The organism is Bradyrhizobium sp. CCBAU 11386, from assembly GCF_028128955.1.
In the GTDB taxonomy this organism is placed as follows: Bacteria; Pseudomonadota; Alphaproteobacteria; order Rhizobiales; family Xanthobacteraceae; genus Bradyrhizobium.
This window is the reverse complement of record NZ_LBKA01000208.1, coordinates 17855-42030: the sequence shown is the minus strand read 5'-3', so window position 1 is coordinate 42030 and position 24176 is coordinate 17855. Positions and strand designations below refer to the sequence as shown.

At 58.5% G+C, this 24176-nt stretch carries 20 protein-coding genes, 1 pseudogene and 1 riboswitch; of the genes and pseudogenes, 16 read left to right on the top strand and 5 right to left on the bottom strand.

Features of this window, described 5'->3' with window-relative positions:
* Window positions 1-99: 99 nt before the first annotated feature.
* Window positions 100-272: riboswitch (cobalamin riboswitch) on the top strand.
* A gap of 33 nt (window positions 273-305) precedes the next feature.
* A complete protein-coding gene (locus tag XI09_RS16250; protein ID WP_442869599.1) occupies window positions 306-1349 on the top strand; it encodes a ribonucleotide-diphosphate reductase subunit beta in 1044 nt (347 codons plus the stop codon).
* A gap of 571 nt (window positions 1350-1920) precedes the next feature.
* Here the strand turns inward: XI09_RS16250 and XI09_RS16245 are convergent.
* Entirely contained in the window at window positions 1921-2655 is a 735-nt protein-coding gene (locus tag XI09_RS16245) for a hypothetical protein (protein WP_271567709.1), read from the bottom strand.
* A gap of 429 nt (window positions 2656-3084) precedes the next feature.
* Window positions 3085-3768, bottom strand: a complete 684-nt coding sequence (locus XI09_RS16240; protein ID WP_245570205.1) for a secretin N-terminal domain-containing protein — start codon at window positions 3766-3768, stop codon at window positions 3085-3087.
* A gap of 191 nt (window positions 3769-3959) precedes the next feature.
* Here XI09_RS16240 and XI09_RS16235 point away from each other — a divergent pair, with 191 nt between their 5' ends.
* From XI09_RS16235 to XI09_RS16185, 11 genes are read left to right on the top strand one after another with little or no spacing between them, the layout of a single operon-like run.
* Entirely contained in the window at window positions 3960-4478 is a 519-nt protein-coding gene (locus XI09_RS16235; protein ID WP_271567708.1) for a nodulation protein NolB, read from the top strand.
* 9 nt (window positions 4479-4487) lie between these two features.
* Window positions 4488-5354, top strand: a complete 867-nt coding sequence (gene sctJ / locus XI09_RS16230) for a type III secretion system inner membrane ring lipoprotein SctJ (RefSeq protein ID WP_097669638.1) — start codon at window positions 4488-4490, stop codon at window positions 5352-5354.
* 11 nt (window positions 5355-5365) lie between these two features.
* Entirely contained in the window at window positions 5366-5998 is a 633-nt protein-coding gene (locus tag XI09_RS16225) for a nodulation protein NolU (protein WP_271567707.1), read from the top strand.
* Entirely contained in the window at window positions 5995-6618 is a 624-nt protein-coding gene (sctL, locus tag XI09_RS16220; protein WP_097669618.1) for a type III secretion system stator protein SctL, read from the top strand. The genes XI09_RS16225 and sctL overlap by 4 nt, the downstream gene beginning before the upstream one ends.
* A gap of 2 nt (window positions 6619-6620) precedes the next feature.
* Window positions 6621-7970, top strand: coding sequence for a type III secretion system ATPase SctN (sctN, locus tag XI09_RS16215; RefSeq protein WP_271567711.1), 1350 nt, complete (start codon window positions 6621-6623; stop codon window positions 7968-7970).
* Entirely contained in the window at window positions 7946-8482 is a 537-nt protein-coding gene (locus tag XI09_RS16210; RefSeq protein ID WP_271567706.1) for a hypothetical protein, read from the top strand. Before sctN ends, XI09_RS16210 begins: the two co-directional genes overlap by 25 nt.
* A complete protein-coding gene (sctQ, locus tag XI09_RS16205; protein ID WP_271553285.1) occupies window positions 8479-9597 on the top strand; it encodes a type III secretion system cytoplasmic ring protein SctQ in 1119 nt (372 codons plus the stop codon). The genes XI09_RS16210 and sctQ overlap by 4 nt, the downstream gene beginning before the upstream one ends.
* Window positions 9590-10255, top strand: coding sequence for a type III secretion system export apparatus subunit SctR (gene sctR / locus XI09_RS16200; RefSeq protein ID WP_271567705.1), 666 nt, complete (start codon window positions 9590-9592; stop codon window positions 10253-10255). Before sctQ ends, sctR begins: the two co-directional genes overlap by 8 nt.
* Before the next feature lie 2 nt (window positions 10256-10257).
* Window positions 10258-10533, top strand: coding sequence for an EscS/YscS/HrcS family type III secretion system export apparatus protein (locus XI09_RS16195; protein WP_097669622.1), 276 nt, complete (start codon window positions 10258-10260; stop codon window positions 10531-10533).
* 10 nt (window positions 10534-10543) lie between these two features.
* Entirely contained in the window at window positions 10544-11365 is an 822-nt protein-coding gene (gene sctT / locus XI09_RS16190; protein ID WP_271567704.1) for a type III secretion system export apparatus subunit SctT, read from the top strand.
* On the top strand, window positions 11362-12399 hold the full coding sequence (locus XI09_RS16185) for an EscU/YscU/HrcU family type III secretion system export apparatus switch protein (RefSeq protein ID WP_271567703.1): 1038 nt from the start codon (window positions 11362-11364) through the stop codon (window positions 12397-12399). Before sctT ends, XI09_RS16185 begins: the two co-directional genes overlap by 4 nt.
* Before the next feature lie 36 nt (window positions 12400-12435).
* Here the strand turns inward: XI09_RS16185 and XI09_RS16180 are convergent, their stop codons facing one another.
* The 3 genes from XI09_RS16180 to XI09_RS16170 are packed head-to-tail and all read right to left on the bottom strand — an operon-like array spanning window position 12436 to window position 15283.
* Window positions 12436-13101 (bottom strand): CpaD family pilus assembly lipoprotein, encoded by a 666-nt coding sequence (locus tag XI09_RS16180; RefSeq protein ID WP_271567702.1) that lies wholly within the window; start codon window positions 13099-13101, stop codon window positions 12436-12438.
* A gap of 10 nt (window positions 13102-13111) precedes the next feature.
* Window positions 13112-14566 (bottom strand): type II and III secretion system protein family protein, encoded by a 1455-nt coding sequence (locus tag XI09_RS16175; RefSeq protein ID WP_271567701.1) that lies wholly within the window; start codon window positions 14564-14566, stop codon window positions 13112-13114.
* A gap of 27 nt (window positions 14567-14593) precedes the next feature.
* Complete coding sequence (locus tag XI09_RS16170) at window positions 14594-15283, bottom strand: response regulator (RefSeq protein ID WP_097669627.1); 690 nt, start codon at window positions 15281-15283, stop codon at window positions 14594-14596.
* A 3437-nt stretch (window positions 15284-18720) separates the two neighbouring features.
* Between XI09_RS16170 and XI09_RS16165 the strand changes: the two are divergent.
* From XI09_RS16165 to XI09_RS16150, 4 genes and pseudogenes are all read left to right on the top strand, one after another.
* Window positions 18721-18886 (top strand): annotated as a pseudogene (locus tag XI09_RS16165) (IS6 family transposase); the annotation flags it as partial.
* Between the two features lie 66 nt (window positions 18887-18952).
* Window positions 18953-20173, top strand: coding sequence for a peptide antibiotic transporter SbmA (gene sbmA, locus XI09_RS16160; RefSeq protein WP_271567700.1), 1221 nt, complete (start codon window positions 18953-18955; stop codon window positions 20171-20173).
* Between the two features lie 1135 nt (window positions 20174-21308).
* Entirely contained in the window at window positions 21309-22790 is a 1482-nt protein-coding gene (locus tag XI09_RS16155) for a pentapeptide repeat-containing protein (RefSeq protein WP_271567699.1), read from the top strand.
* 201 nt (window positions 22791-22991) lie between these two features.
* On the top strand, window positions 22992-23873 hold the full coding sequence (locus tag XI09_RS16150; protein ID WP_271567698.1) for a pantoate--beta-alanine ligase: 882 nt from the start codon (window positions 22992-22994) through the stop codon (window positions 23871-23873).
* Window positions 23874-24176 lie beyond the last annotated feature (303 nt).

Here is a 24176-nt window from a genome sequence, read left to right as displayed (position 1 = left end):
TTCTCGGCCGCTCCATTCGTTAGCTTGACGGTGTCCTTTTGCCCTCGGGAGCTTGATCTCCCGCAACGGAAGGCTTGACGAATCTCGTCGGGTGCCGCCTAGATGTGGATCTGTCTCGGTCTTCTGTCCTTTATTTTGTGGGACCGAAGCTAAGAGGGAACCCGGTGCGCCGAACGGCTGCTCCGGGGCTGCCCCCGCAACTGTGAGCGGCGATCGGTTCATGTCAGTGATCGATCTCTCGTCAGTCGATCCACGCTCGCTGATCGGCAAGGGACGGGTCGGCCTCCTCGACTCGACCGGCACCTATGACGTCGATCGCTTACGACTTCTGGAAGCGGCAGCAGCAGACCCATCGGATGGGCGAGGAGGTGCCGCTCGGCGCCGATCTCAAGGACTGGGCGTCGGACCGCGTCACCGCCAACGAGCGCGCGCTGCTCGCCCAGATATTCCGTTTCTTCACTCAGTCGGACATCGAGGTCGGCGACAACTATCTCAAGCGCTACATCCCGATCTTCCAACCGCTCACCGTGCAGATGATGATGGCGACGTTCACCAACATGGAGACCGTCCACATTGACGCTTATGCGCTGCTGCTCAAGACACTCGGCATGCCCAAGACCGAGTTCGAGGCATTCCGCGACTATGCGCAGATGCGCGCCAAAGCGGACTACATGCACGAGTTCGGCGTCCATACCGTGGCTGACGTCGCGCGCACCCTTGCGATGTTCGGCGCCTTCACAGAAGGCATGGCGTTGTTCGCGAGCTTTGCCATGCTGCTCAATTTTCCGCGCCACAACAAGATGAATGGCATGGGACAGATCGTAAGCTGGTCTGTGCGCGACGAGAGTCTCCACTGCGAAGGGATCATCAAGCTATTTCACGAATGGCACCGCGAAACCGGCGTGGTGACGCGCTCCGTCCGTAACGACATCATCGACGTCGCCAAGACCATGGTGAAGCTGGAGGAGAACTTCGTTGATCTCGCCTTCGGCCTCGGCAAAATCGAGGGCATGCGGGCTGAGCAGATCCACGCTTATGTCCGCTATGTCGCGGATTGGCGACTGACCCAGCTCGGAATTACCCCGGTCTTCGGCTTCTTCGAGGCCAGAGAGAGCGGGTTTACCCAGCTCCGGCCGCATCCGTTGCCATGGCTGGTCGAGATCCTGAATGGGGTCGAGCACGCCAATTTCTTCGAACAGCGCGCTACGGAGTACTCCAAGGGGCGAGCCGCGGCAGCTGGGATGGCGAAGAGGGGGTGGGCGGCTTTCGGCCGTATGCAGGACGACCGCAACAGCGTTTTGTTGGAGCGCGATCCTGATAATGCTCGTACTTTCGCAGAAGTCCGCTAATGCTTGCGGAGCAAAGCTAGACCAGTGACATTAATCCAGCCTACCGAAGCTGTGATAGTTTGACCCCTGAGGGCGAGCCGTTGCAGTCACGCCAATACTATCAATCGCTCGCGTCCTTGCATTGTGGGTGCTCACGTCTGCCAACAGGGCAGGACAAGCGGCAGGCGGGGCAAGCAGTTCGATGTTGAACCTGCGCGGTCAGAACGCGCCTATCCTATTTCAGAACGCACTTTCACCTTTGTCGTCGAGGACATGACCGTCCCGCGATCTTCTAGAATCCCCGCGGGATGTCGCTGGACGCGCTAGACCGACTTTGTCCTCTTTAGCGCCAGCGCGTGTGTTTCTAGCGCGTCCATATGAACAATGATCTCATCCATATCGAACTTTGGCTTAATCGGGTCGGTCGGCCTTTGATTGGACGCTGCCGTGACCATTGCAATTCTGAAATGTCCCTCAAAGAGGAGCTTGGCCGCGGAATAGCCGCCGGCCCGATCGCCTTCATCAGGTGCTCGTCGGCAAGGTCGCTCTGTCGGCCCTCGAAGATGACCCTGCCGTGGCTCGGCTACAGCCGCTAGTGGATGGGCGGATCTTTCGGGTCTGCAGGTCGGTCTTCCTCCATACCTTCGGGCCAAAGAGTCGGGTCTAGCGACGGTGAGAGACGAATGAAGCCCTCTTCTCTCCATTCGGCTGTGTGAGGCACGCCGAGCATGGTGAAAACCTGCATTGGGTCGTGCTTGCTCGGCTTCACTCCGCTGCGCTCCAGCATGTCGATTTGAGCGCCTGTGGCTGTTTGACCAGCGAACAGCCAGTAATCCTTGGCGAGATGTCCGTTCAGCATACGGAACTCGGAAAGCTCTGGCGGTGCAGCTTCGGGAGGCCCAGCTTGAGGCGGTCCCGCTCGCAATGGCGGGGCGTGAGAGGGGCCGGCGTGCGATGGTTCAGGCCGCAAAGGGGCGACGCACGATGGTCCGGCATGCGATGGCTCTGCCTCCGATGCCTCCACGTGCGGTTGCTCGGAATGCGACGGGTCGACATCCACATTCTGCCATATCAGATCTTGATCGAAACCAGGATGTTCCTCGATGGCCTGAGCGATGGTTTGCTGCGAGAGATGTTGCGGGAGGTTTTCCGGCTCTGGCTCGGCATCGGCCGCAGGGGGCGTATACAGATCATCCTGCCAACCCAAGTCTGGCAAATAGCGGAGCGCTAAATCCAGGTATGGCGCATAGGGGTGCCCAGCATCCAGATATGGAGAATAGGGACGGCCAGCGTCCAGATATGGCGAATAAGCCTCGCCCTGCAGCACTGGAGGAGCGGCTCCATCTGGCGGAGCACTAGCCTGTGTGTTGCTGAGCTGCCGCTCAAAGCCGGTGGTGTCCGTCGTCGGTCGCGGTGTGTCGGGCTCTGGGCTCGTAGTCGCCGAGCCGACTGCATTGAAATCCACCCCGTTCCTCCTTTCAAATGATGGAGCACAAAAGCTCCCCCGTACTAGCTCCGAAGCACGTGCTCGAAGGCTCGCATTGCTAAGGCCTCGCGCTACGTTTAAAGATGGCGCTAAGCACCTTCCGCTCGAGCATCCCGTGCCTAATGCATACATCCGCGGCTGTCTCCATGAGCTGGCCGTCTAGACATCGCGCGCTCATGCTAGGCACCTTTAGCTTTCGAGAAGCTGACGATCTGATGGATTTAAGCCAAGGCCAGTTCGCCAAATCGCTCGGAGACACATCATCAAGTATCACTTCAGGCCTGGACCGGCTTCGCGCACGACGCCATCCTGGTGCGGAGTGTCGGAAGAATAATGACCTTCCGGTCGTCCGTCCCGAACGACCGTGCTCGAGGAGCCGCGAAACAACATCAAAACCGACTCGCGTTGTGGCCTTTCGGCCGCGACGGGATCCCGCCGGGCCTGCGCCTCCGCCACAAGGCCCTTGAGGGTCTGGTCCACCAGCGCAACAAAGCGCGGTGGGCCAGAAGCCAGGACGAGGCCTTCTCCCGGAGCCGGTTTCACGATAAAGCGCTCATCGGAGATGTTGAGCGCATCGAGCGCGGTCTTGAACGCATCGAAGCTGATCGGGTTCAACACAATCAGCCGGCTTTGCGCCTCGTGGGCAGCGGAGACGTAAAGGACGAGCCCGTCGTAGTACCATTGAAGATTGTAGAGGGCTGTCAAACGATCGAGGAACTCTCGCGGCGGAAGGTCCGGCATTCGTCCGCGAATCCTGCCCCTTACCTCGGCGCTGACATTGACCCTGATATTGAGATTGTTGCCGAACTCCTGAAGCGCCGCAGAAAGATCCTGATCGAGAACGGTGTAGCTATAAGGGGTCGAGGGTAGTGAAAGTGATGCGCCAAACGCCCGCATTATTCCGAGATAGACGAAAACCCCGACATATAGAGCTCTCTTCAAAATTTGCACCATCTTAGATCGCACGAGCATTCCCAGACGCCTTCCACTCAGAATAACACTGGAGTTTCATTCCAACTTGGAAGTCAAACGTGATCTTTAGATGACGCAATCAGCGGCATCTTCGTCAGGTTTTCGTCAGCTCGCTAATCTATGACCTTGATCCGCTTATCGGTCAAAACGCCTGGTCACATCACGCGAGAACAATGACTCCTTCCATGATGTTAGGCGCAACGCCGATCTCTTCCAATTCAGTTGGCTGTCTTCCCAATGCCTGCTCGCCGGCAGCTCCTGGCGAGCAGGCGCACTTTGAGCAGGCTCTCGCGCAAGCAGCTTCCGGTCAAGCAGCTGCCTCCCCGGTCGCGGACAAGCCGGTGGTTGCTCCGCCGGTAACGGAGGTCCAGCGCGCGAACGCGTTGGCAAGTCCGCCGGGCGACCGCGTCCTTCACACCCTTTCCAGCCTGTACCATCGCCATGCCGTTCCTCCGGTTGTCGGAGGCGTGCCGACTGCTGTGAGCGGTCTGCAGCCGGGACCGGCTACCCAGCCGCTCTTGCAGTCGGACGACGGCGGCGCACATGCGACGGTTAAGCCGGTTGGAGCGGAGTTCGATTCGATGATGGTCAATCTGCGGGACGTCTACAGAGACGTCATTCAGGTTTCGCTCGTGTCCAAGGGTACCAGTGCCGTCAGCTCGTCGCTAAACAAGCTGCTGTCGGCAGGCTGAGTGAGGCTGATGAGTGGCGTGATGCAGAGGGGTAGCGGCGGCGGTCGTCAATCGTGGCGGCGCCTTCGCATGTGTTTTGCTCTGCCCCTTCTGCTTCCGCTGATCGGCTGCAAGGCTGATCTCTACACCAAAATTCAGGAGCGCGAGGCTAATGAGATGCTTGCGCTTCTCCTTGGTAAGGGTGTTGATGCCGTTCGTGTTGTCGCTAAGGACGGAACCAGTACAATCCAGGTTGAGGAAAAGCAGCTTGCCTATTCGATTGACCTTCTCAATATCGAGGGGCTGCCGCGCCAATCCTTCAAGAATCTTGGCGAAGTGTTCAAAGGATCGGGCCTCGTTGCCTCGCCGATCGAGGAGCGGGCCCGTTATGTTTATGCTCTAAGCGAAGAATTGTCGCGCACGATCAGCGATATAGACGGCGTCCTTTCAGCTCGTGTCCATGTCGTTCTTCCGAAGAACGATTTGCTGCGCCAAGATGCGACCCCGTCCTCTGCGTCGGTTTTCATCCGACATGGCTCCAGCGCGAAACTATCTACGCTGCTACCGCAAATTAAGATGCTTGTCGCAAACAGCATTGAAGGTTTGTCCTACGACAAGGTCGCGGTCGTCTTCGTGCCGGTTGAGCGGGCAACGCTCGAGCAGTCGGCCGGGCCGGCGGCCGCTGCGGCTCAAACAGCCAAATCTGGTTCAATGCCGTTGCTTGCACTCGGTGTGGGGGGCGCCGGCGCCGCATTCGGCATCGTATCTTACGTGTTGCTGGGCACCCGTCTTCGTCGGCCCGGACAATCATCGCGCAAATGGACCATTTTCGGTGCACGTTCGAGTGCGCCCGCTGTGCAGGCTGCCCGCAAAAAGATGATTTCTGATGCGACATAGTCAGGACGCTCATGTCGACATCGATATCATCAACCGAACCCAATCGTTCGTTCACGCTGGCTGCCGATCGGCTGCGCGAGCTCGTGGCCTCGATCGATCCGAGCCGTTTCGCTGAGCGTCTTGATCCGCTGCTGTCGCCTCCCACATTGGTCAGGCTACAGCGGAGTGCCAGGCTGCAGCCAAGACTGGCCGAGCTGCTGCTTGGCAGCGAAGTGGATCTGAGCGGCGCCGGCTGGAACGAGGACCCTCTGCTCGGGCACGATCCGCGTCGGGCTGCGCTGCTCGCGGGCAGCATCTGGCATGCACGCTCCGTCCTCAAGCTGGTATCCCGGCACGATCTGTCGATATTAATCGAAATGATCGGTGCTGAAGCGCATGCTTTCGGGGTCCGGCATTTATCCAATGCGGTCGCAACGACCCCCATTGTCGATCCTGAGCAGTTGTCGCGACAGATCGAATGCGACGGGCATGCTTGTCTCGGCGCCTGGCTCGAAAAGGCTTCATCACTTGACCGTATCCGCGTGCTTCTACGCCTGCCGATTGGGACCGCTGCGGAGAATCCGGGTGCTGAACACCGTAGCGCGGCCGGCCCGCTGTTTTCCCTGGTAACGGCCCATTTGAGGACGGAGGCCGCCAGGGCATGACAGCCGATGCCCCAGAATTCCCCGTGGCACCACAGATTCGGCCCCTCGGGCCGTTGATCTCTGCAGCCGAGCTCAAGATCTGGCACGATGCCGTAGAGGCACGGGCTGCTGCCGAGCGGCATCTGCAGCGGGTTCGCGGTTGGGCACGCCAGGCTTATGAGCGGGAACGAGCGCGGGGCCGCGCCGAGGGCGCAAAGGCAGGCGCAGGAGAGATGGCGCGACTGATAGCGCAGGCTGCTTGTGAACTCGCGCAGCGAAAGGCTGTTCTGGAGCGGGAATTGCCGCAGCTGGTGCTTGAGATCGTGCGCGATTTGCTTGGCGCGTTTGATCCGGGCGAGATGCTGGTGCGGGGCGTTCGTCACGCCATTGAGCAGAAATACAAGAACACGGAAGTGTGCCTTCACGTATCCCCTCTGAAGGCCGATCTGCTCGCAAGTGAGTTCAGGGGCTATGACGGACTGGAAGGGCGGCCCAAGGTCAGGATCGAGCCCGATCCGGCGCTGACGGCGGACCAGTGCGTCTTGTGGAGCGAGTTTGGCAATGTCGATCTCGGACTTGGCGCGCAGCTCCGCGCCCTACGGCTCGGGTTAGGTTTGCCTTCGCACGGAGGTGAATCGTGACCATGCAACAACCGACCCATGAAGCCGCGGCCGGAGAAGGAACTGTCCAGGCCGCGCTCTCATCCTTGAGATCTTCTGCGAAGCATATCGATACGCGCGCCGTCCGCGGTCGGATCACGCGGGCAATCGGCACGCTGCTGCATGCTGTCTTGCCCGAGGCCCGCGTTGGAGAACTATGCCTGTTGCAGGATCCCCGCACCGGGTGGTCGCTCGAGGCCGAGGTGATCGGCCTGTTGCCCGACGGGGTGTTACTCACACCGATCGGTGACATGGTCGGGCTGTCCAACCGTGCGGAGGTGATCACAACCGGACGAATGCAGGAAGTGGCGGTCGGCCCCGATTTGCTCGGCCGAGTGGTCGACAGCTTTGGGCGTCCGCTCGATGGCAAAGGTCCGATAAAGGCGGGGGAAGCCCGCCCTCTGCGGGGTAAGGCACCCAATCCGATGAAACGGCGCGGCATCGAACAGCCTTTTCCGCTCGGCGTCCGTGTCCTCGATGGCCTTCTGACGTGTGGAGAAGGTCAGCGAATCGGAATCTATGGTGATGCCGGTTGCGGCAAGTCGACGCTGATGTCGCAGATCGTAAAAGGCGCGTCGGCCGACGTCACCGTCGTTGCGCTGATCGGCGAACGTGGACGAGAGGTGCGAGAATTCATCGAACGTCAGCTTGGCGAAGCCCTCGCCCGTTCCGTAGTCGTGGTTGAGACCTCTGACCGTTCGGCGATGGAGCGGGCGCAATGCGCTTATATGGCGACGGCACTCGCCGAATATTTCCGTGACCAGGGACTGCGCGTCGTTCTGATGATGGATTCTTTGACGCGCTTTAGCCGCGCCATGCGTGAAATCGGCCTTGCCGCAGGAGAACCGCCGACCCGGCGCGGCTTTCCGCCCTCCGTGTTTGCGCTGTTGCCTGGCTTGTTGGAGCGCGCCGGCATGGGCGAGCATGGCTCCATTACGGCGTTCTATACAGTGCTTGTCGAAGGTGACGGCACGGGCGATCCAATTGCGGAAGAATCACGAGGCATCCTCGATGGCCATATTATTCTCTCGCGCGCGCTGGCCTCTCGAGAGCATTTTCCGGCCATCGATGTGCTGTCGAGCCGAAGCCGCGTCATGGATGCAATCGTATCTGTGCCGCATCGTAAAGCGGCATCCTTCTTTCGTGATCTGCTCTCGCGCTACGCTGAGGCCGAGTTCTTGATCAAGGTCGGCGAATATAAGCAAGGCTCTGATCCGCTAACCGACCGGGCGATTGCCTCCATCGAGGATCTGCGAGCATTTTTGCGCCAGGGTCAGGACGAGGCATGCAGCTTTGAGGAGACGATCGCATGGATATCACGTCTGACCGCCTGAATCCCGTTCACGCGTCGAAATTGCGACTCGTCAAGGACATGCGGGAGCGGAGCGCCCTCCGTGAGTTGTCCAACATGGAAGCCAAGCGCCGCATTGCGGTTCAAGCCGTCGAACAAGCTTGCGAGCATCTTGCAAATGCCGAAAGACGGCGCGCAAGGGTCGAAGCGGAGCTTTATCGGGAGATGTTATCGGCCGATGCGATTTCAGTCCCCGAACTGGAGCGTCGCCATCATCTCATCATCGGCCGGCTCACAGACGAGATCGCAGCGGCGCAGCGGAGCCTTGGTAAGGCTCGTGCTGCTCAAGAGCAGGCCGAGGCTGCGGCTGTTGAGGCGCGCAGCCTTTGGACCAAACGTTCGGCCGCGAGCCAGAAATGGCATGAGATCGAGCGCGACGTTCGGCGCATCACCAATGCGCATTTCGAGGCCGCGGCTGAAAGCGAAGCCGATGATGAGGTCCTGCTCCGCTACCGGCGAAGCCCATCCGGGCAAATGGGAGGCGAGCCGACATGATGGCCGATTTTCCTGTACTGGAGCCTGGGTGCTGCAATGTGGAAGTAGAGCCTGCGACATACAGATCGGGTGGCCCCACACCCTTTATACCGGCGCTGACCCTCTCTCGCGCTGTGGCCTCGTGGCTCAATGAGATCGCAGCTTTGCGCACACCTCTGCAAAGCCGTCTCGGCGAGAAGCCGCTATCGATCGTTGTAAGCCGGCTTGTCTGGCAGGCGGAGCTGGCTCCGGCATCGATGCTCGACTGCGTCTTCGAAGCAGACGGTGAAACCCTCATCCTGTCCTTGCCCGGGCCGCTTGCCGAAGCGCTGATTGAGACCGTGCAGGACGGCCTTACCTTACCTTCTGAGCCGGCGCGTTCGCTGATCCTGGAACTTGCGCTTGAACCCTTGCTTGCTCCGCTGGAAAGAATGACGCAGCGGAATCTGCAGCTTGTTCGCACTGATGAAGCGCCCAGTGCGAGACCTTATCTTGAATTTGACGTCGTCTATGGTCAGCTCGCCAGCAAGGCTCGCCTGCTTCTATTCTCGCCTCTTGACGTTCAGGTTCCGTCGGCGTTCCGCGCCCTCGGCGAGTTGCTTGGCCGATTGCCGCGACAGACGCCCAGGCTGCTTTCTGACCTCCCGGTCATCGTTGCAGGCCATATCGGTTCGCTCCGCGTCACGATCGGCGTTGTTCGCCAAGCACGGCAAGGCGACGCGCTGCTCCCGGACGCAATTCCCCTCGCTAGAGGCCAGATCATTCTCACGGCAGACCGATTGTGGGCTCCTGCAGAGATTGGCGGCGATAGGCTCGTGCTGCGGGGACCATTCCGCTTGCGATCCCACCCCTTGAAAAGTGAAGATGTGATGACACAAAGCCAGACGCAGCAGCCCCCCTCAGAGGCCGATATCGACAGTCTCGAGATCACACTCGTATTCGAATGTGGCCGCTGGCCGATGCCGTTGGGAACCTTGCGAACCATCAACGAAGGCCACGTGTTCGAAATTGGCCGGCCGCTTGACGGCCCGGTCGATATCCTTGCCAACGGCCAACGTATCGGCCGCGGCGACATCGTGCGGATCGGCGAGGAACTGGCCGTCAGGTTACGCGGCAGGTTGGCGCTTAATGACTGAGATTCAACCCAGCATCCTTGCGCTTCTTGCGATAACCGTCGGCCTTGGCCTGCTGGCCTTTGCAGTCGTCACAACTACCGCCTTCATCAAGGTCTCGGTTGTTCTCTTCCTCGTGCGTAATGCGCTGGGGACCCAATCGATACCGCCGAACATCGTCCTTTACGGAGCGGCACTGATCCTGACCGTATTCATCAGCGCGCCGGTCTTTGAGCAGACCTACAATCGCCTTACCGACCCCCAACTTCGCTACCAAACCTTCGACGACTGGATGACGGCCGCCAAGGAGGGGCAGGAGCCGCTGCGAGCCCATCTTAAGAAGTTCACCAACGAAGAGCAGCGCCGCTTCTTCCTGTCGTCCACCGAACATGTCTGGTCGGAGGAGATGCGCGGCAGCGCCACGGCAGATGATTTTGTAATTCTTGTGCCGTCGTTCCTGATTTCCGAGCTCAAGCGTGGCTTCGAAATCGGCTTTCTTCTCTATCTTCCCTTTATCACGATCGATCTGATCGTCACGACGATCTTGATGGCCATGGGCATGTCGATGGTCTCTCCGACGGTGATATCTGTCCCGTTCAAGCTCTTTCTGTTCGTCACTATCGACGGCTGGTCACGGCTCATGCACGGGCTGGTGTTAAGCTACACGACGCCAGGAGGTTGACGATGAACGAAGCCAGCATCCTCACGTACTTAAGCCAATCGCTTGTCCTTTTCATGATCTGGATTCTGCCGCCGTTGCTCGCAGCTCTCATCTCAGGATTGATCATTGGCCTCATCCAGGCGGCAACCCAGCTCCAGGATCAAACCTTGCCGCTGACGGTCAAGCTTCTGGTCGTCGTCGCCGTGCTCGCCGCGTTTTCTCCCGTGCTCAGCGCTCCACTCATCGAACAAGCAGAGCGCATTTTCAGCGAATTTCCTGCACTCACCGCAAGATACTAGCAGAGCTTGGATGGCTGGCCTGTCACCCACAGATGCGCAAGCTGTTGTCCAGAGCGCGATCGAGCTCGTCGCCGCAACCGCTCTGAGCGCGTCCCGCGCCCTGGGCATCATGCTAGTGCTTCCCGTCTTTACCCGGCCGCGCATCAGCGGCCTGATTCGGGGAAGCTTGACGATTGCGATCGGCCTGCCATGCCTCGCGCAGGTGAAGCTCGGCCTGCAGGCACTGGACCCGAACACGCGTCTGGTCAGCGTCACCCTGCTTGGCCTAAAGGAGGTATTTGTCGGTCTTGTGCTCGGCATCCTGCTCAGTATTCCACTATGGAGTATCCAGGCAGTCGGCGACATCATCGATACCCAACGAGGAATTTCAAGCCAGATTGCGGGCGAGGATCCCGCGACGCACAGCCAAGCGTCCGGAACGGGGCTTTTTCTCGGCATTACGGCGGTTACGATCTTCGTTCTGGTCGGCGGCCTCCAGACGATGGTGAAGAGCCTTTATGGCAGCTATCTGGTCTGGCCCGTTTATCAGTTCCTGCCTGCAGTGACGTCGCAAGGGGCAATGGAATGTCTGGCCCTTCTCGATCATATCATGCTGACGACGCTGCTGGTCGCCGGGCCGGTTCTGGCCCTGCTGCTGCTGGTCGATATCTCGGTCATGATGCTCGGGCGTTTCGCATCTCAGCTCAAGATGAATGATCTCTCCCCGATGATCAAGAATGTCGCTTTTGGCATCATCATGGTCAGCTACACCGTCTATCTACTGGAATACGCGGAAGCTGAAATCTTGAACTCGAACAGCATGCTCGATTATCTGAAGAAGCTCTTGAAATGAGCGGTACGAGTGAGGAGAAAAAGCTTCCTCCGACGCCCAAGAAGCTGCGCGATGCGCGCAAGAAGGGGCAGAGCGCGCGCAGCTCCGATCTGGTGAGCGGCGTCAGCGCCTGTGCCGGTTTCGGCTGCCTGTGGTGGCGAGCGGGTGCCATAGAGGACAAGTGGCAAGAAACGGTCCGACTGGTCGATAAACTGCAAGAGCAGCCGTTCACCAGCGCGGTGCCACAAGCGCTCAGCGGCTTGCTAGAACTTTCGATCGCAACTGTCGCGCCGTTGCTCGCCGCTGCCGTGACAGCAGCTCTTCTAGCCAATGTCCTGGCCAATGGCGGTTTCATGTTTGCTTCGGAGCCGCTCAAGCCGAAGCTCGAGAAACTGGATCCCATCAAAGGCTTGAAACGGATCGCGTCGAAACGTTCAGCCATCGAACTTGGCAAGACGTTGGTTAAAGTCGTTTTGCTTGGTGCGATCTTCTTTCTCACCGTTTTCGCAAGTTGGAAGGCGCTGATATACCTGCCGGTCTGCGGCATGGGCTGTTTTGGCTTCGTCTTCAGCGAGGTTAAACTGCTGACCGGGATTGCAGCTGGAGCTTTTCTGGTCGGCGGATTGGCTGACCTTCTAATCCAGCGCTGGTTGTTTATGCAGGACATGCGCATGACGGAAACGGAGGCCAAGCGCGAGAACAAGGAACAGCAAGGCAATCCGCAGGTGAAACGTGAGCACCGGCGTCTCCGGCAAGAGTCGGCGAACGAGGCTCCACTCGGCGTCCATCGCGCCACGTTGATACTGAGGGGCCCGACAACGTTGATCGGGCTGCGCTATGTACGTGGCGAGACCGGCGTGCCGGTCTTGGTCTGCCGTGGCGAGGGGGACGCCGCTTCAATACTGCTTGGCGAGGCGCGCGCGCTGCGCCTCAACATTGTGGATGACGATGTCCTGGCGCGTCAGCTGCTCGGCAAAGCAAAGCTCGGCAACCCGGTTCCTTCGCAGTATTTCGAATCAGTCGCCAAAGCACTCTATGCCGCCGGGCTGGTCTAGATCGGCTTTGCCTGGGGCTGCGATAGCAAACCCGCGCTATCGAAGCGGCTGTACCTCCCTTGTTGTTGCCCCCGCGGCTTCCGGCTCTGCCTTCTTGCCCGCGCCATCTTCGCCGTTAGTCTTACTGCGCGGGGCAAAGGTCCCGTAGCTGGCAACAGGAATGGCGGCACGATCGCCATGACTCGTCATGATTGATCGATTGTCCAGCAAATCGAGCGGGTCGTTGACCATGGTTGCCAAATTGCTTCTGGTCGAACAACCAAGCGTCGGGTCAAACGAATTGTCGTTCACAGTAGGACCGACGATGGAAAGCGACGGACAGGGCGGAGTATGGGCTTCGAAGGTGATCGCCTCGATCCTCACCCGGGAACGGGCGGGCGGATCGAGTGGGGAAGTGGACAGGCGGATGTTATAGGGGGCAACACCCATGGCCCGGGCCTCGTGAGCCACCTGCGCGATGAGGGGCGGGGAGCCGGTGACATCGAGATGGAGTGCATCCCGCCGGCCCTGACTGGCAGTCGCAATGAAACTCCGCAGCCGATGCGTTTCGGGGCCACGAAGGCTTCGTAAAAACAAGATACTGCTGTTCTGCTCCACCTGAATCGCTTGTTCAGCCGGTCTGTAATGGACCGAAGCAGTATTTGCGCATCCGCCTAATGTTGCTGCAAGACCAATCAAATGGCACAGTTGTCGCAAAGTCATTTGACGATCCTCATTCGATAATAAAGCCGGCGCTGCCGGTCAATCCTGGTGCGCTGGCGCGAGGCGCATCGCGGTCTCGCGGCGGCCGGGCCACCGTGTTCGTTAAAATCCGCCCCGCGTCTGAGGGCGGTGAGATGCGGTCGCTTGGCGCACTCATCTTGTTCGGGTTCGATCCGGGCCGCACGATGTACGGCGTGACAATAATGACCAGCTCGGTTTCACGTTTTTGAAACGACGAGGAGCGAAAAAGCGCACCCAGGATCGGCACATCGCCGAGCCAGGGAAACTCGCCGATATCAGTGTTGAAGTTGCGCCTGATGAGGCCGCCGATTGCAAAGCTCTGACCGCTGGCGAGCTCGACCACGGTGCTCGCCCGCCGAGTCGAGAGGGCAGGGACCGCCATGCCGTTGATTTTGACTTCGCCTTCGCTCGACAATTCGCTGACTTCGGGCTTCACACGGACATTGATCTGATTATTGCTGAGAACCGTCGGAACGAACTCGAGGCTCACGCCGAATTGGCGAAATTGGACTGAAACCTGCCGGTTATCCTGCATCACCGGAATGGGGAATTCGCCGCCGGCGAGGAAGCTTGCGGCTTCGCCAGACATCGCCGTCAGATTCGGCTCAGCCAGGATTGAGGCGAGGTGCTCGCTCGCGAGAGCGTCGAGAACAGCGCTCAGGTTGGTATTGCCGGCGTTAAACCCGATCCCGATCGTGCCGCCGCCGCCGGCCGCGCCGGACCCGCCGCCTTTGCCGGTGACAAGGAAAGCGCCGTTTGGGCTCGAGGCGGTGAAGTTGATATTGAGATCCTTGACAGCGCGGCGGGAGACTTCTGCCACCCGTACGCTGAGATTCACCTGCAATGAGCCGGCGACCTGGATCTTGTTGACAACCAGCGCGCCCGCCCCAAGAAACTGCTCCGTGACCTTCCTGGCGGTCTCGACGACATCGGCATTGGGCGCCGTGCCGCTAAGGATCGCGCCGCGCGGAGTATAGCTGACTTGAATCGGATAGTCGCCGACCTCGGCCTTCAGCGCGGCCCGCAGATCCTCGATCGGTTGGGTGACGACAACACGCAGCTCGGCGAGAGCCTCTCCTTTGTCGTTCAGGGCGAACAGGCTCGTCCGTCCGGACTTTTTCCCAAACACGAAAATCGTGTTGTTCGACGGCGCCTGATAATCCGCAATCGCCGGGTCGGCAATAAAAATGCTTGCAGCCGGTCCGGTGAGATGAACTGTCTTGCCCTGTGAGGAGGTAAGGTTGAGCGTGCCGGTGGTGCTGCCAGGCGCCGCACGTGGCGGTTCTCCTTTGTCATCCCGCTTTGTCTGAGCTGTCACAGCCTGCGGAAATAGCAGAGCGACTGCGCACAGGACGTAGCAGAGGCGGGGAAATGCGGCATAGTGCGAGCCGCCGGCGACCATCGACGGCTCATCAGCGCCGGCGTCATTGTTAACGACGTTCAAGGGAGTGTTGCTTTCAAGTTCGATCGGCTAGGCAGCCGATGCTGCGCCAATGAGTTCAAGGGTGTAACCGACACCACGCGCGGTCTTGATCCTGAGCGTTGCGCCCGCCTGGCTCAAATGCGTGCGTAAGCGATAAATCCCGACTTCCAGCGCATTGGTCGAGACCTCGTCGTCAAATGCATACAAGCTATCTTCGAGCGATGCGCGCGGCACGGTACGGCCGGCGCGGTTGAGCAGATGTTCAAGAATGCACACTTCGCGGCGCGCAATTCTCAGTATTCGACCGCCGACGGAGACTTGTCTCGCGATCGGATCGAAATGCAGATTCCCAAATGTCACCACCGGCGCCGTCATTTGCGTTGACCGTCGCAAAATAGCTCGCATGCGAGCAATGAGTTCGTCGATAGACATGGGCTTGGGCAGAAAATCATCCGCGCCTGCATTGAATATCGCAATCCGCCGGCTGAGATCATTGAGACTGCTCATCATCATGGCCGGCATTGACCGTCCCTCGCGCCGCAACTGCTTCAGCCAGTCCAATCCGTCTCCATCGGGCAAAGCCGATTCGAGCAGGATCATGTGATAGTTTGCGCAATCGAGCGCGGCCGCCGCCTCATCCAGCGTGCGTGTCACGTCGACGGCGAAGCCGCAATTTAAGAGCGCTTCCTTCGCGTTGCGGGCAAATTCCGCGTGATGATCAACCAGGAGAATTCGCATTTCATCGCCTCTCGTCCATCCACGCCAAGACCTGAGCGCGTCACGATTGCCCATGGGGCTCGATGGAACTGAGAGGCGGTTGCGTTGGCGTGAATTTGAACAGCCCGAAACGATAGGGCGGAACATGTTGACAGGCGACCAAAATCTGCGGGTCGATCGTCATCGGATGGACCACGGACCGCCGCGGACTGCTTACGCCGTCGACGCCGCTCAACATGTCCCTCATGCCAGCACGAGTTCTGATTTTGTTTAAAAGGCTGAAGGCCGCGGCAGCCCGCTGACGCGTCTGTGGGCCGATCGCAGCCGGTCTTGCATGCACTGAGCCGACACCTGCAGTGCAAATAGCGCCAGGCCGCGCAATCGATACCAAAGCGGGAGAGACGATCGGATTTGTGGCGGAACAGGTGAGCGAAATCGACATTTGCAACTTTCCCAATTCGTCTTGGTCCGTGGTCAGTCTTGCTGGGCTGTTGAGCCGTCGTGTCGTGAAGTCACGACAATGCAAGCCTTTCCGCATTCGAAGACACGTCACGCGACGCATCTGGCCAATGGCTTCACAGGCCGAGACGCACGACAGAAACGATCAATGCCCCCCTCGGCTTGAAGAACACCCTCGCCCCCGCCAATTGTTTGCACGCAAGGCGTCGACCGTCCTGAAGTTCCATCGCGCCAGAGGTCCCCCTGTACGCCGCAGCCCAGCGAAAGCTGCGGACGATGGCCGCTTCGCGCTGCACGCTGGTTGCCGTCGCGCATAGATCCAGGTGGCTCCACCAGCACCGTTTCGTCTCACGGCGTGCGCAGCGCCAGAATGATCGGTTCTCGAATTCGAAGTTGGCGTGTGCCCGGAAAGGGAAGATAGCGACCGCCAGCGTTCTGCTCGCGCGCCGCATCTTGATTCGCTTCCGAGGGGATCGGCGCTGCGTTGTCCGATCTGCACATAGGCGATGTCGGACGCTGGCCCTGGAGAGGAGCAGTCCAGCAACGTGACCGGGCGGAGCGGCGGAGCATCGTGCTTTTGAGACGTTCGCAATTCTTGCTACCTGTTAGGAAGAGTTCACGCGAGCAGGTTCTGTGTCGCGGGGCTGTTGGAAATCCTACAATCTGACGCTAGGTGAGATTCAAGTGTCTTTGATTGCTGGTTGTAGCAGTGCTCTCGACTCAGCATTTTGAAGTGATGACGACACAGTCCGGACCAGACTATTGACCTGCGCGTAAGGCGCGTCCCTCTCGCCAATGTCATGAGCATTTCGTCGGTCCAATTAAGGCATAGCTTGAGCCAACGCCGATGACAGTGTGAGAAGGCAGTTGTCTTTGCTAGGACTTAAGGCGTGACGTCACGGTCGTCCGATCGACCTCATACGTGCCAATTCAGCAAGGAGACGGTAGCGAGCCGCGTGATGCTTCTATGTGACGCGCGGGAGCTAACTTCTGGGATGCAGACGCCCGAGCGCGCAAGCCGATTTGACCGGCAAGGGACTCAAAGAATAATCGATTGCCGCAGGACATTCTTGAATGCTGCCTCCATAGATCACGATCGACTATGGGGCTTTTAGGCAAGATCGGCAAAATCGATTGTTTTGATGGAACGCATCCAGGTAGCGAATAGGCCGTTGTGCGACGGCATGCCTTGGCGCTGAGCAATACTCCATTGACCTGATCCGTTGATGCGGTCGGACCCGAGCTCTTTTGATTGATCGCGCGATCGATGGCAGGTCGAGCTGCAAGGGATCGATGCTCCGCCTTAGTGGGTCACTCATCCGAACCTCCCGCCAAATGTGTCGGTGGCGATCGGATCGATGCGGGGCGAGGCCGCAGCGCTCCAATGAGGGCCGTGGAAGAGCGAACAATGTGCGAGTGTGTCCTCCAGAGCGTCGGGTACCTCTTAGGATGTGGGCGCGCCTTCGTCCCTTGCGGCAGGCCAACGGATGAGTTGATCTGAACTTTATTCGCGAAGCCATTGTCGTTCTTCGTGAAGCGGCGCCGCTGGGAAGACTGTTCCTTAGGGTGGTCGTCTTGGTGAACATCAAGGAACATGCGAGAACGGTACGGTCGCCAGTTGTCTAATCATTAGTCTCCAGTCCGCTTGTAGAGATTCTCTTCGCTGGCCGTTCGGTAGCCGCCCGGAACAAGCGCTCGGTCTCACGGGTCTGCCCAGCGAGCACATCAAATCCACATCCGGATCGATGTTGTCCTGATCCTCCACATTCATTCCAAGGCCAATACTGCTCAGTGCGTCGTTGTCGGGCGTCCAGACCGCGGACTTCGGTACGGCGTAGGTATGCAGCGTGTTCCGTTGTTGGCGATCGCTCTCGCCCCGTGGTCACGCGAAACGGTGAGTTTTGAGGGGTCTTCGACCAACGACACGAATGGAGAAGCTGTTGTCTTACCACGCATAGGCCATCCAGCCTGGCTCACACGTCCCTGGAATGTCGCTCCAGAGGATCTTCAATGGAAGAATGGTCCCGCGCCGTGTTACGGACATGCGATATCGCACATGTGCTGGCTTCCGTGCTTGGTTCGCAATCGCCGTCCTGGTTCAGGAAACGATGCAGCTTGAGATATCCCGATGCCGCTACATTGTCGAAAATGCGGTCCCGCTCGACACTTTCGTCCCCCGTTGCGGTTGCTGGCGCCCATCGTGCTGATTGCTGTTCGGCCAAGGCTGTCTCGTTCTTGAGCGCTTCAAGCGTCGCGCCCGTTTGCGTTGCGGCAAGATGGGCGCGCCGCTGACAAATGATGCGGCTGGATAGTGCTTGGTTTGCGGCACCGCCTCATTCGGCGCACTCGATGATGCGACAGCAGGATCCGATGTTTGGTGAATCGAATGCAGACCATGTACCTGGACTTCAAAGTCTGCTTGATCGGCCGGCAGCCGCACCGGTGAGCTGGCTTATACGCTCAGTTCGACTGCTTGACGATTTACCCGGTGCGGTGACTGTCAACCGAGGCCTCTGCGGCATTCCGTGGATCGATGTTCATCCGCCTCCCCTCGCAAAGTAGTTGTTGGTGACCAGTTCTTTGCAAAGACAGCTTTCGAGAAGCTGACGGGCGCGAAAATGCTACTGTTGGTTCTAGATGAGGATTGGCGGATATACTGAGGCGCGTTCAGCCGGACTCAAAGCCGCAAGCTGGCGCTCCATTGCGCCATCTAACATGTATTTCGAGGGGTAAGCTCAGCTGCCCTGATTGTAGGGACTTTTTACCGCAGCGCGATGTTCGTGCCAGCCTATGTCCGCACCTGTCGTTCAGCCGGCAGATGCCGGCGCCGTCTTGTGGTTTCTAATGGCTCTGCTCGATGAATCATTTCGCTTGATGACCCCCGCGAGGAGGCGACTTCAGCAAACCTGACCTACGATGTTGTGACGTCAGGAATAGCCGTCACAACCACTTGCATCTGATTGCGACTGATTGTCTTGTTCGAAGTGCGACGACGCTAGGTCGCGAACCTTTTCCGCATCCCCTATCCCGGAGCCGCCACTGCCGACTTCCGTCGTGCTTCGCGCGAGCGAGCCTTCGCGGCTCGGCGCGAGATCTCCACGACAAGCGCTATCGCCGAATCTCGAGCCTTTGAGAGGTACCTCCTTCAGCTCGGCGGTCGATTAAGTTGACGACGCCCGACGGTCTCCTGTAGTCCAAGAGGCCACAGATGCTCGGACCTCAGTGCTAACCATGTTCGTCTCGTTCTTCCCCCGACCCAAGCTGTTCTTTCTCTCGGCGATCGTTTGGACCGCACTGGCAATGCTGGTCTGGCATGGCTTCGCCAGCAATCTATTCGAAGCGCCGCAAAGATCGGTCGGGTTGGCGACGTTCACGTCGGCGCCGGCTCTCTGGTTCGACCTCTATTTCGCCGCATGCTCGGCGATATTTGCGGCTGGCTGGATGTTGGTTGCGCCGCATCCCTGGGCGAGGTGGTCGATTCTTGGCTCCGCGCTGATACTGTTCACCTCCTACTTTCAGGTCCAGGTCAGCGTCGCCATCAACAGCTGGTATGGGCCCTTCTATGACCTTGTCCAGGCCGCGCTTTCGAAATCGGCGCAAGTGACGGTGCAGCAGTTCTACAGCGAGTTGTCGACTTTTGCCGGCATTGCTCTTGTTGCGGTCGTGGTCGGTGTGATGACGCGTTTCTTCGTCAGTCACTACATCTTCCGCTGGCGGACGGCGATGAACGATTTCTATGTTGCAAGCTGGCCGCGGCTGCGCGCCATCGAAGGCGCCTCGCAACGCGTTCAGGAAGACACCATGCGCTTTGCGAGCACCATGGAAGGTCTCGGCGTCAACCTCATCAGTGCCTTGCTCACGCTCCTGGCTTTCCTGCCTGTTTTGGTGAGGCTATCCAGCAATATCACAGAACTACCTTTGATCGGTTCCATTCCCTATCCGCTGGTGTTTGCAGCAGTGATCTGGTCGGTGCTCGGCACCGGCGTTCTCGCGTTGATCGGAATCCGCTTGCCGAGAATCGAGTTTTTCAACCAGCGGGTGGAAGCAGCCTATCGCAAGGAACTAGTGCTCGGCGAGGACGACCCCGCTCGCGCCGACCCGCCGGGATTGAGCATGCTGTTTGGCGACATTCGCAGGAACTATTTCCGGCTTTATCTGAACTTCATGTACTTTAACGTAGGCCGCATCGTTTACCTGCAGACCGACACCATTTTCCCCTATGTCTTGCTCGCACCCACGATCATTGCGGGCAAGATTACGCTTGGCGCGATGAACCAGATTTTGAATGCGTTCGCGCAGGTCAGAACCTCGTTTCAGTATCTTATCAACTCATGGAGCACCATTGTCGAACTGATTTCGATTTATCAGCGGCTGCGGGGCTTTGAGTCCAAGCTCCATGGCGAGCCGCCGCCCTCGATCGAGACAGAGACGGAGCCATTGTCGTTGGGATGATACCTGCATTCCAAAGCCCCTGCTCTGGATGTGACGACCCCGGATCATGTCTTTCATTTCGCCGGCTTCCGCGCCAGGCATAGAACTCCAATTCCCACAGTGTCGGGTCGGAGGAGGCGCGCTCGATTGCTCTTGCGCTGGCCTCCGTCCGCCGCACAAACTGGACGTGCAGTTTTCCCGTATCCAGCTTTCAGGAACGGGCTCTTGCGGCTGAAGCGAAGGGATCAGTGAGACCAGCCCGACCAGCTTGAACTCCTGTGCAGCCGTGCGGTCGGATATTCATTCCAGGCTGCGTTCCGCCACGGCTTGCGCGGCGCGACAAGAGCCTTCGGATGATCCAGCCATCCAGCTGATGGAAGGTATCCCTCCATTGAGGGCCGCCTTCCCCCCTAGGTGGACCCGACCAGCGCGCGGAGCTGGGCTAACCGAGTTCGAACACTCCCTAACCGTGAGGTCGGCGATCCGCACGTGTCGAATTGCAAGTCCTCGATTGCGTGCCCGCAAGGACTCGCGGCTCTTGCTCTCCTGCAAACGAGCTCGGAATTTTCGCTGCGCGATAGCCTTGCGATCATGGTGCGGTCCCTGACAACGAGACTGTCTTTGTCAGGTTCAAAGCATTCGCGTCAATTACGATTTCATGAAGCCTATTCAGCCCCTTACTTGCGACTGATGCGGCTGGCACGGTCGTTGCTATCGAAAATGGGGTAACACCGAGTAAGGGCTGAGTGCAGCCCTAGATGAACGATCATTTTTCCGCCCGCAAGCGGTGGGGCCATTCTGAAAAATAAGCAAGACCTTGAAACGTTCGCATTCGGTTTGATGGAGAGCGATGTGGATTTGCCTATATGAGCCGACGGCACAAATCGCGCCTTCTGGACATATCTCACTGTCAGACGACCGTTGCCTTGTCAGCGTTGCCGGGCTTGGTCAACAATCGCAGCGAGCGGCACTGGGAGGGGGCATGACTAGAATTCGGCTGACGTGCTCAAGCGTGCCGGCTACGGGAGGCCACCGACACAATAGGCGCCTCTCGACGCATCGTGTCGCCATTTCGCAGACGAATACGCCACAAATCGCATAGCGTACGTCCAAGATAACAGGCCCCCTGTAATCCGGGTAATACGGAATTGTCGACATGCCGCAAACGATCGGCGCTGATAGCGAGTGCACCGCGAATGAAGGGGCAGAGCACTGGTCAGAGACGAAAAACAACCTTTCATCAGATGGCGAGTTTGTTCGGTACTGGAGCCGAGCTGCTGATCGGTTGCGCGCGGTGGCCGCTGTCGGCAGGCGAACTGAGGAGGCGATCAGAAAGACTGGGATTGGTTTGCAGCTATCCTCCGAGAACTTTAACGGTCACGACCTGTCAGATTTCCCGTTGCGACGCTGTACCCTCAATCGTGCGCAGCTCTATGGAGCAAAGTTGGATCGGGCAGACCTTTCTGGGGCGAACCTTGTCTGTCCGGGGCTAGAGAGGGCAAGTTTCCTCGGGACCAAGCTCGATTTTGCGTATATGCACGCGATTGCAGCGCAGGTTTGCAACTTCGATGACGCCAGTCTGCGCAACGTAATTGATGCAACCGGCAGTCTGTTCCACGGTTGCAGCATGAAAAGGACACGCTTTGACAACGCGATGCTCAGCGGGCTCCTCGTTTACCAGTGCGACGCGAGCGATGCTGTATTTGATGGCGCGGAATTACAGGGTTCGACCATCAACGAATGCTTCCTTCCATCCGCCTCCTTTCGCTTTGCCAAGCTGAGCCAAGTCACGATCACGAAGGCGCATCTGGCGGCTTGCTCGTTCTTCCAGTCAAAGGGGGACTGTTTATCGATCGTGCGTCCCACCTCGGTCGACGGTCTTGTCCTGGAAGGCGCTCATCTTCCGTATCTGAGGCTCTCAAAGGTGAGCGGCCGCGTTACGGCGAGAGCCCTCTGCGCTCCATTCGCTGACCTTCACTTGTCAAATCTTTCAAGTGCGGAGCTGGAGCAGGCAGACTTGACGGAGGCGCGGCTTCTGTCCGTAAGCTTGTCCGACGCGAACCTCGTCGGTGCTGTGTTGAACGGTGCATCCATTCATTCCTGTCAGCTCGATGGAGCGGACCTATCTCGGGCGTCAGGCGAAAACATTTCGATAACAGAGAGCACAATGCGAGCCGCCAAATTCACGGGCTTTCGTGGTCGCTGTGCCTTTGTGCGCGACTGCGATCTTGAGCATGCAGACCTATCCCAGGCTTACCTTTACAGGTCAATGATTACCGGTGATCCGCCGCAATCGATGGCATTGGATCACGCAAATCTCGAAGGATCCAATCTCGTTCAGGCATATCTCGCCGCCGGAATAGCCGACAGCAACCTGGAGGCAGCGCGCGTCGCATACGTTCGCATGAACCAATCGTCCTTGCGCGACGCGAACCTGAGTGGGATATCGCCATTCCAGGCCAGCTTCGTAAAGGTCGACTTTTCGGGCGCTAAGATAACGACATTCGAGCCACCGTTTTTTGCAGACCGATGTCCGGGACTGCAGGCCGCTTTGAATAGTGATCAGCCGCGCGAGCCATCAAGCTATCTGGACGAATTCTCATCGTTGATCAGACGTGGTCGAGAAGGGTCAACCTGACGGCTTAGGAAACCGCAAAATTGAAGGGGCTACAGTGTCCGAGCTTAGAATAGGTTGGTGCGGTAGTCCGAGCTGTGAGCGGGCGTTAAAGCACTTTGGGGCTCGCTGACATGCGCGGTCAATACGACACGCAGGGCGGACCTTCTGCGATTCGACCGATCAGAGCACTCTTTCGGCTTTCGAAGAAACTGGAGTAAGAAAATGCATCTGGCATGTCTGTCCGCAGGCAAAGCTTTCATCCGGGAGGTGGCGAGAACAGGTCAGACTATTGGGACGGTACACACTCTAGGCGCCCTGCATCTTGGGCACGCAGAACTGATCAGGAGAGCGGCATCGGAGAATGACGTCGCGATTGTCACAGTCTACCCGAACAAGAGCCAGCTCAGACCAGGTGGGAGCTACGATTTCAATTTGGACGATGATATTGGACTTGCCCTACGTGCGGGGGCAACTGCCGTGATTTCCTCGAACGATACCGAAATGTTCCCGCCTGGCTATCTAACGTTTGTATCGCAAGGCGATTATCATTTGCGTTTAGATGGGCCTGAGGCGTACTTGAAGGAAGCCGTTACCGGGGCAATCCGCTGGATCTGTTATGCGCGACCAACTCGCAGCTACTTCGGCCTCAAGGATATCGGTCAGGCGATCCTGGTGAAGCGCGCCGTCGCAGACCTCCTTCTCGATTGCGAGATACGGTTTGTGCCGACCGTGAGATACAAGAACGGCGTGCCAGTTTCGTCGCGCTTGAGGCAATTTAGCCGCTCCGAGCTTGATGAGCTGTCGTGTCTCTTCACGGCACTCAACCATTCGAGGAAAGAGATCGCCCAAGGAGCGTCGAGCGTCAAGGATCTAGTAGCGTCGGCTACATCTCAAATTGAGTTCCGACAGTTTAAACTCGATTTTGTTCGAATTGTTGGTGCTGAAAGCTTCGAAGACCTGGAGCAGGTCAAGCTTCCTTTTATAATTGTTGGAGCGGCAATGGCGCATGGTCTCAGGGTCTTCGATAGTATCTACGTTCCAGATCAGGATACACTCCTGAATGGTCCTCCGGATGTCTGGATAGATCTGCCTGAACAGTCCTAGCCAGGCGATTATGCATAGCGTGATTTCGATAGCAGTCGCCACTCCGGCCGTGCCTGAACTTATGACTGTGCATTTCGGCTCGACGCTGCCTCCAGCGTAGAACCATCGTCCAACTGCGGTGATAGCTCTCACCGATCCGCTGAGTAGATCGACTTGGAAAGTCAATTCGATCCTTACTGCCCGACATAGTAGGGAGGAGCTAGCTGCACTTTGAGATAGTCTGGTCGAGCGGCCGGTCGCAGCCCCACGCCACGGCAGCTCGAAACGGTGAATCGCGATCCTGGATCCGTAAGCTCTCAAGAG

What these genes read in the sequence shown, in the direction of transcription:
- XI09_RS16250 (WP_442869599.1), top strand. Translation starts at nt 306, where the DNA reads ATGACGTCGATCGCTTACGACTTCTGGAAGCGGCAGCAGCAGACCCAT.
- XI09_RS16240 (WP_245570205.1), bottom strand. Translation starts at nt 3,768, where the DNA reads ATGGTGCAAATTTTGAAGAGAGCTCTATATGTCGGGGTTTTCGTCTAT.
- XI09_RS16235 (WP_271567708.1), top strand. Translation starts at nt 3,960, where the DNA reads ATGACTCCTTCCATGATGTTAGGCGCAACGCCGATCTCTTCCAATTCA.
- sctJ (WP_097669638.1), top strand. Translation starts at nt 4,488, where the DNA reads ATGAGTGGCGTGATGCAGAGGGGTAGCGGCGGCGGTCGTCAATCGTGG.
- XI09_RS16225 (WP_271567707.1), top strand. Translation starts at nt 5,366, where the DNA reads ATGTCGACATCGATATCATCAACCGAACCCAATCGTTCGTTCACGCTG.
- sctL (WP_097669618.1), top strand. Translation starts at nt 5,995, where the DNA reads ATGACAGCCGATGCCCCAGAATTCCCCGTGGCACCACAGATTCGGCCC.
- sctN (WP_271567711.1), top strand. Translation starts at nt 6,621, where the DNA reads ATGCAACAACCGACCCATGAAGCCGCGGCCGGAGAAGGAACTGTCCAG.
- XI09_RS16210 (WP_271567706.1), top strand. Translation starts at nt 7,946, where the DNA reads ATGGATATCACGTCTGACCGCCTGAATCCCGTTCACGCGTCGAAATTG.
- sctQ (WP_271553285.1), top strand. Translation starts at nt 8,479, where the DNA reads ATGATGGCCGATTTTCCTGTACTGGAGCCTGGGTGCTGCAATGTGGAA.
- sctR (WP_271567705.1), top strand. Translation starts at nt 9,590, where the DNA reads ATGACTGAGATTCAACCCAGCATCCTTGCGCTTCTTGCGATAACCGTC.
- XI09_RS16195 (WP_097669622.1), top strand. Translation starts at nt 10,258, where the DNA reads ATGAACGAAGCCAGCATCCTCACGTACTTAAGCCAATCGCTTGTCCTT.
- sctT (WP_271567704.1), top strand. Translation starts at nt 10,544, where the DNA reads ATGGCTGGCCTGTCACCCACAGATGCGCAAGCTGTTGTCCAGAGCGCG.
- XI09_RS16185 (WP_271567703.1), top strand. Translation starts at nt 11,362, where the DNA reads ATGAGCGGTACGAGTGAGGAGAAAAAGCTTCCTCCGACGCCCAAGAAG.
- XI09_RS16180 (WP_271567702.1), bottom strand. Translation starts at nt 13,101, where the DNA reads ATGACTTTGCGACAACTGTGCCATTTGATTGGTCTTGCAGCAACATTA.
- XI09_RS16170 (WP_097669627.1), bottom strand. Translation starts at nt 15,283, where the DNA reads ATGCGAATTCTCCTGGTTGATCATCACGCGGAATTTGCCCGCAACGCG.
- sbmA (WP_271567700.1), top strand. Translation starts at nt 18,953, where the DNA reads ATGTTCGTCTCGTTCTTCCCCCGACCCAAGCTGTTCTTTCTCTCGGCG.
- XI09_RS16155 (WP_271567699.1), top strand. Translation starts at nt 21,309, where the DNA reads ATGCCGCAAACGATCGGCGCTGATAGCGAGTGCACCGCGAATGAAGGG.
- XI09_RS16150 (WP_271567698.1), top strand. Translation starts at nt 22,992, where the DNA reads ATGCATCTGGCATGTCTGTCCGCAGGCAAAGCTTTCATCCGGGAGGTG.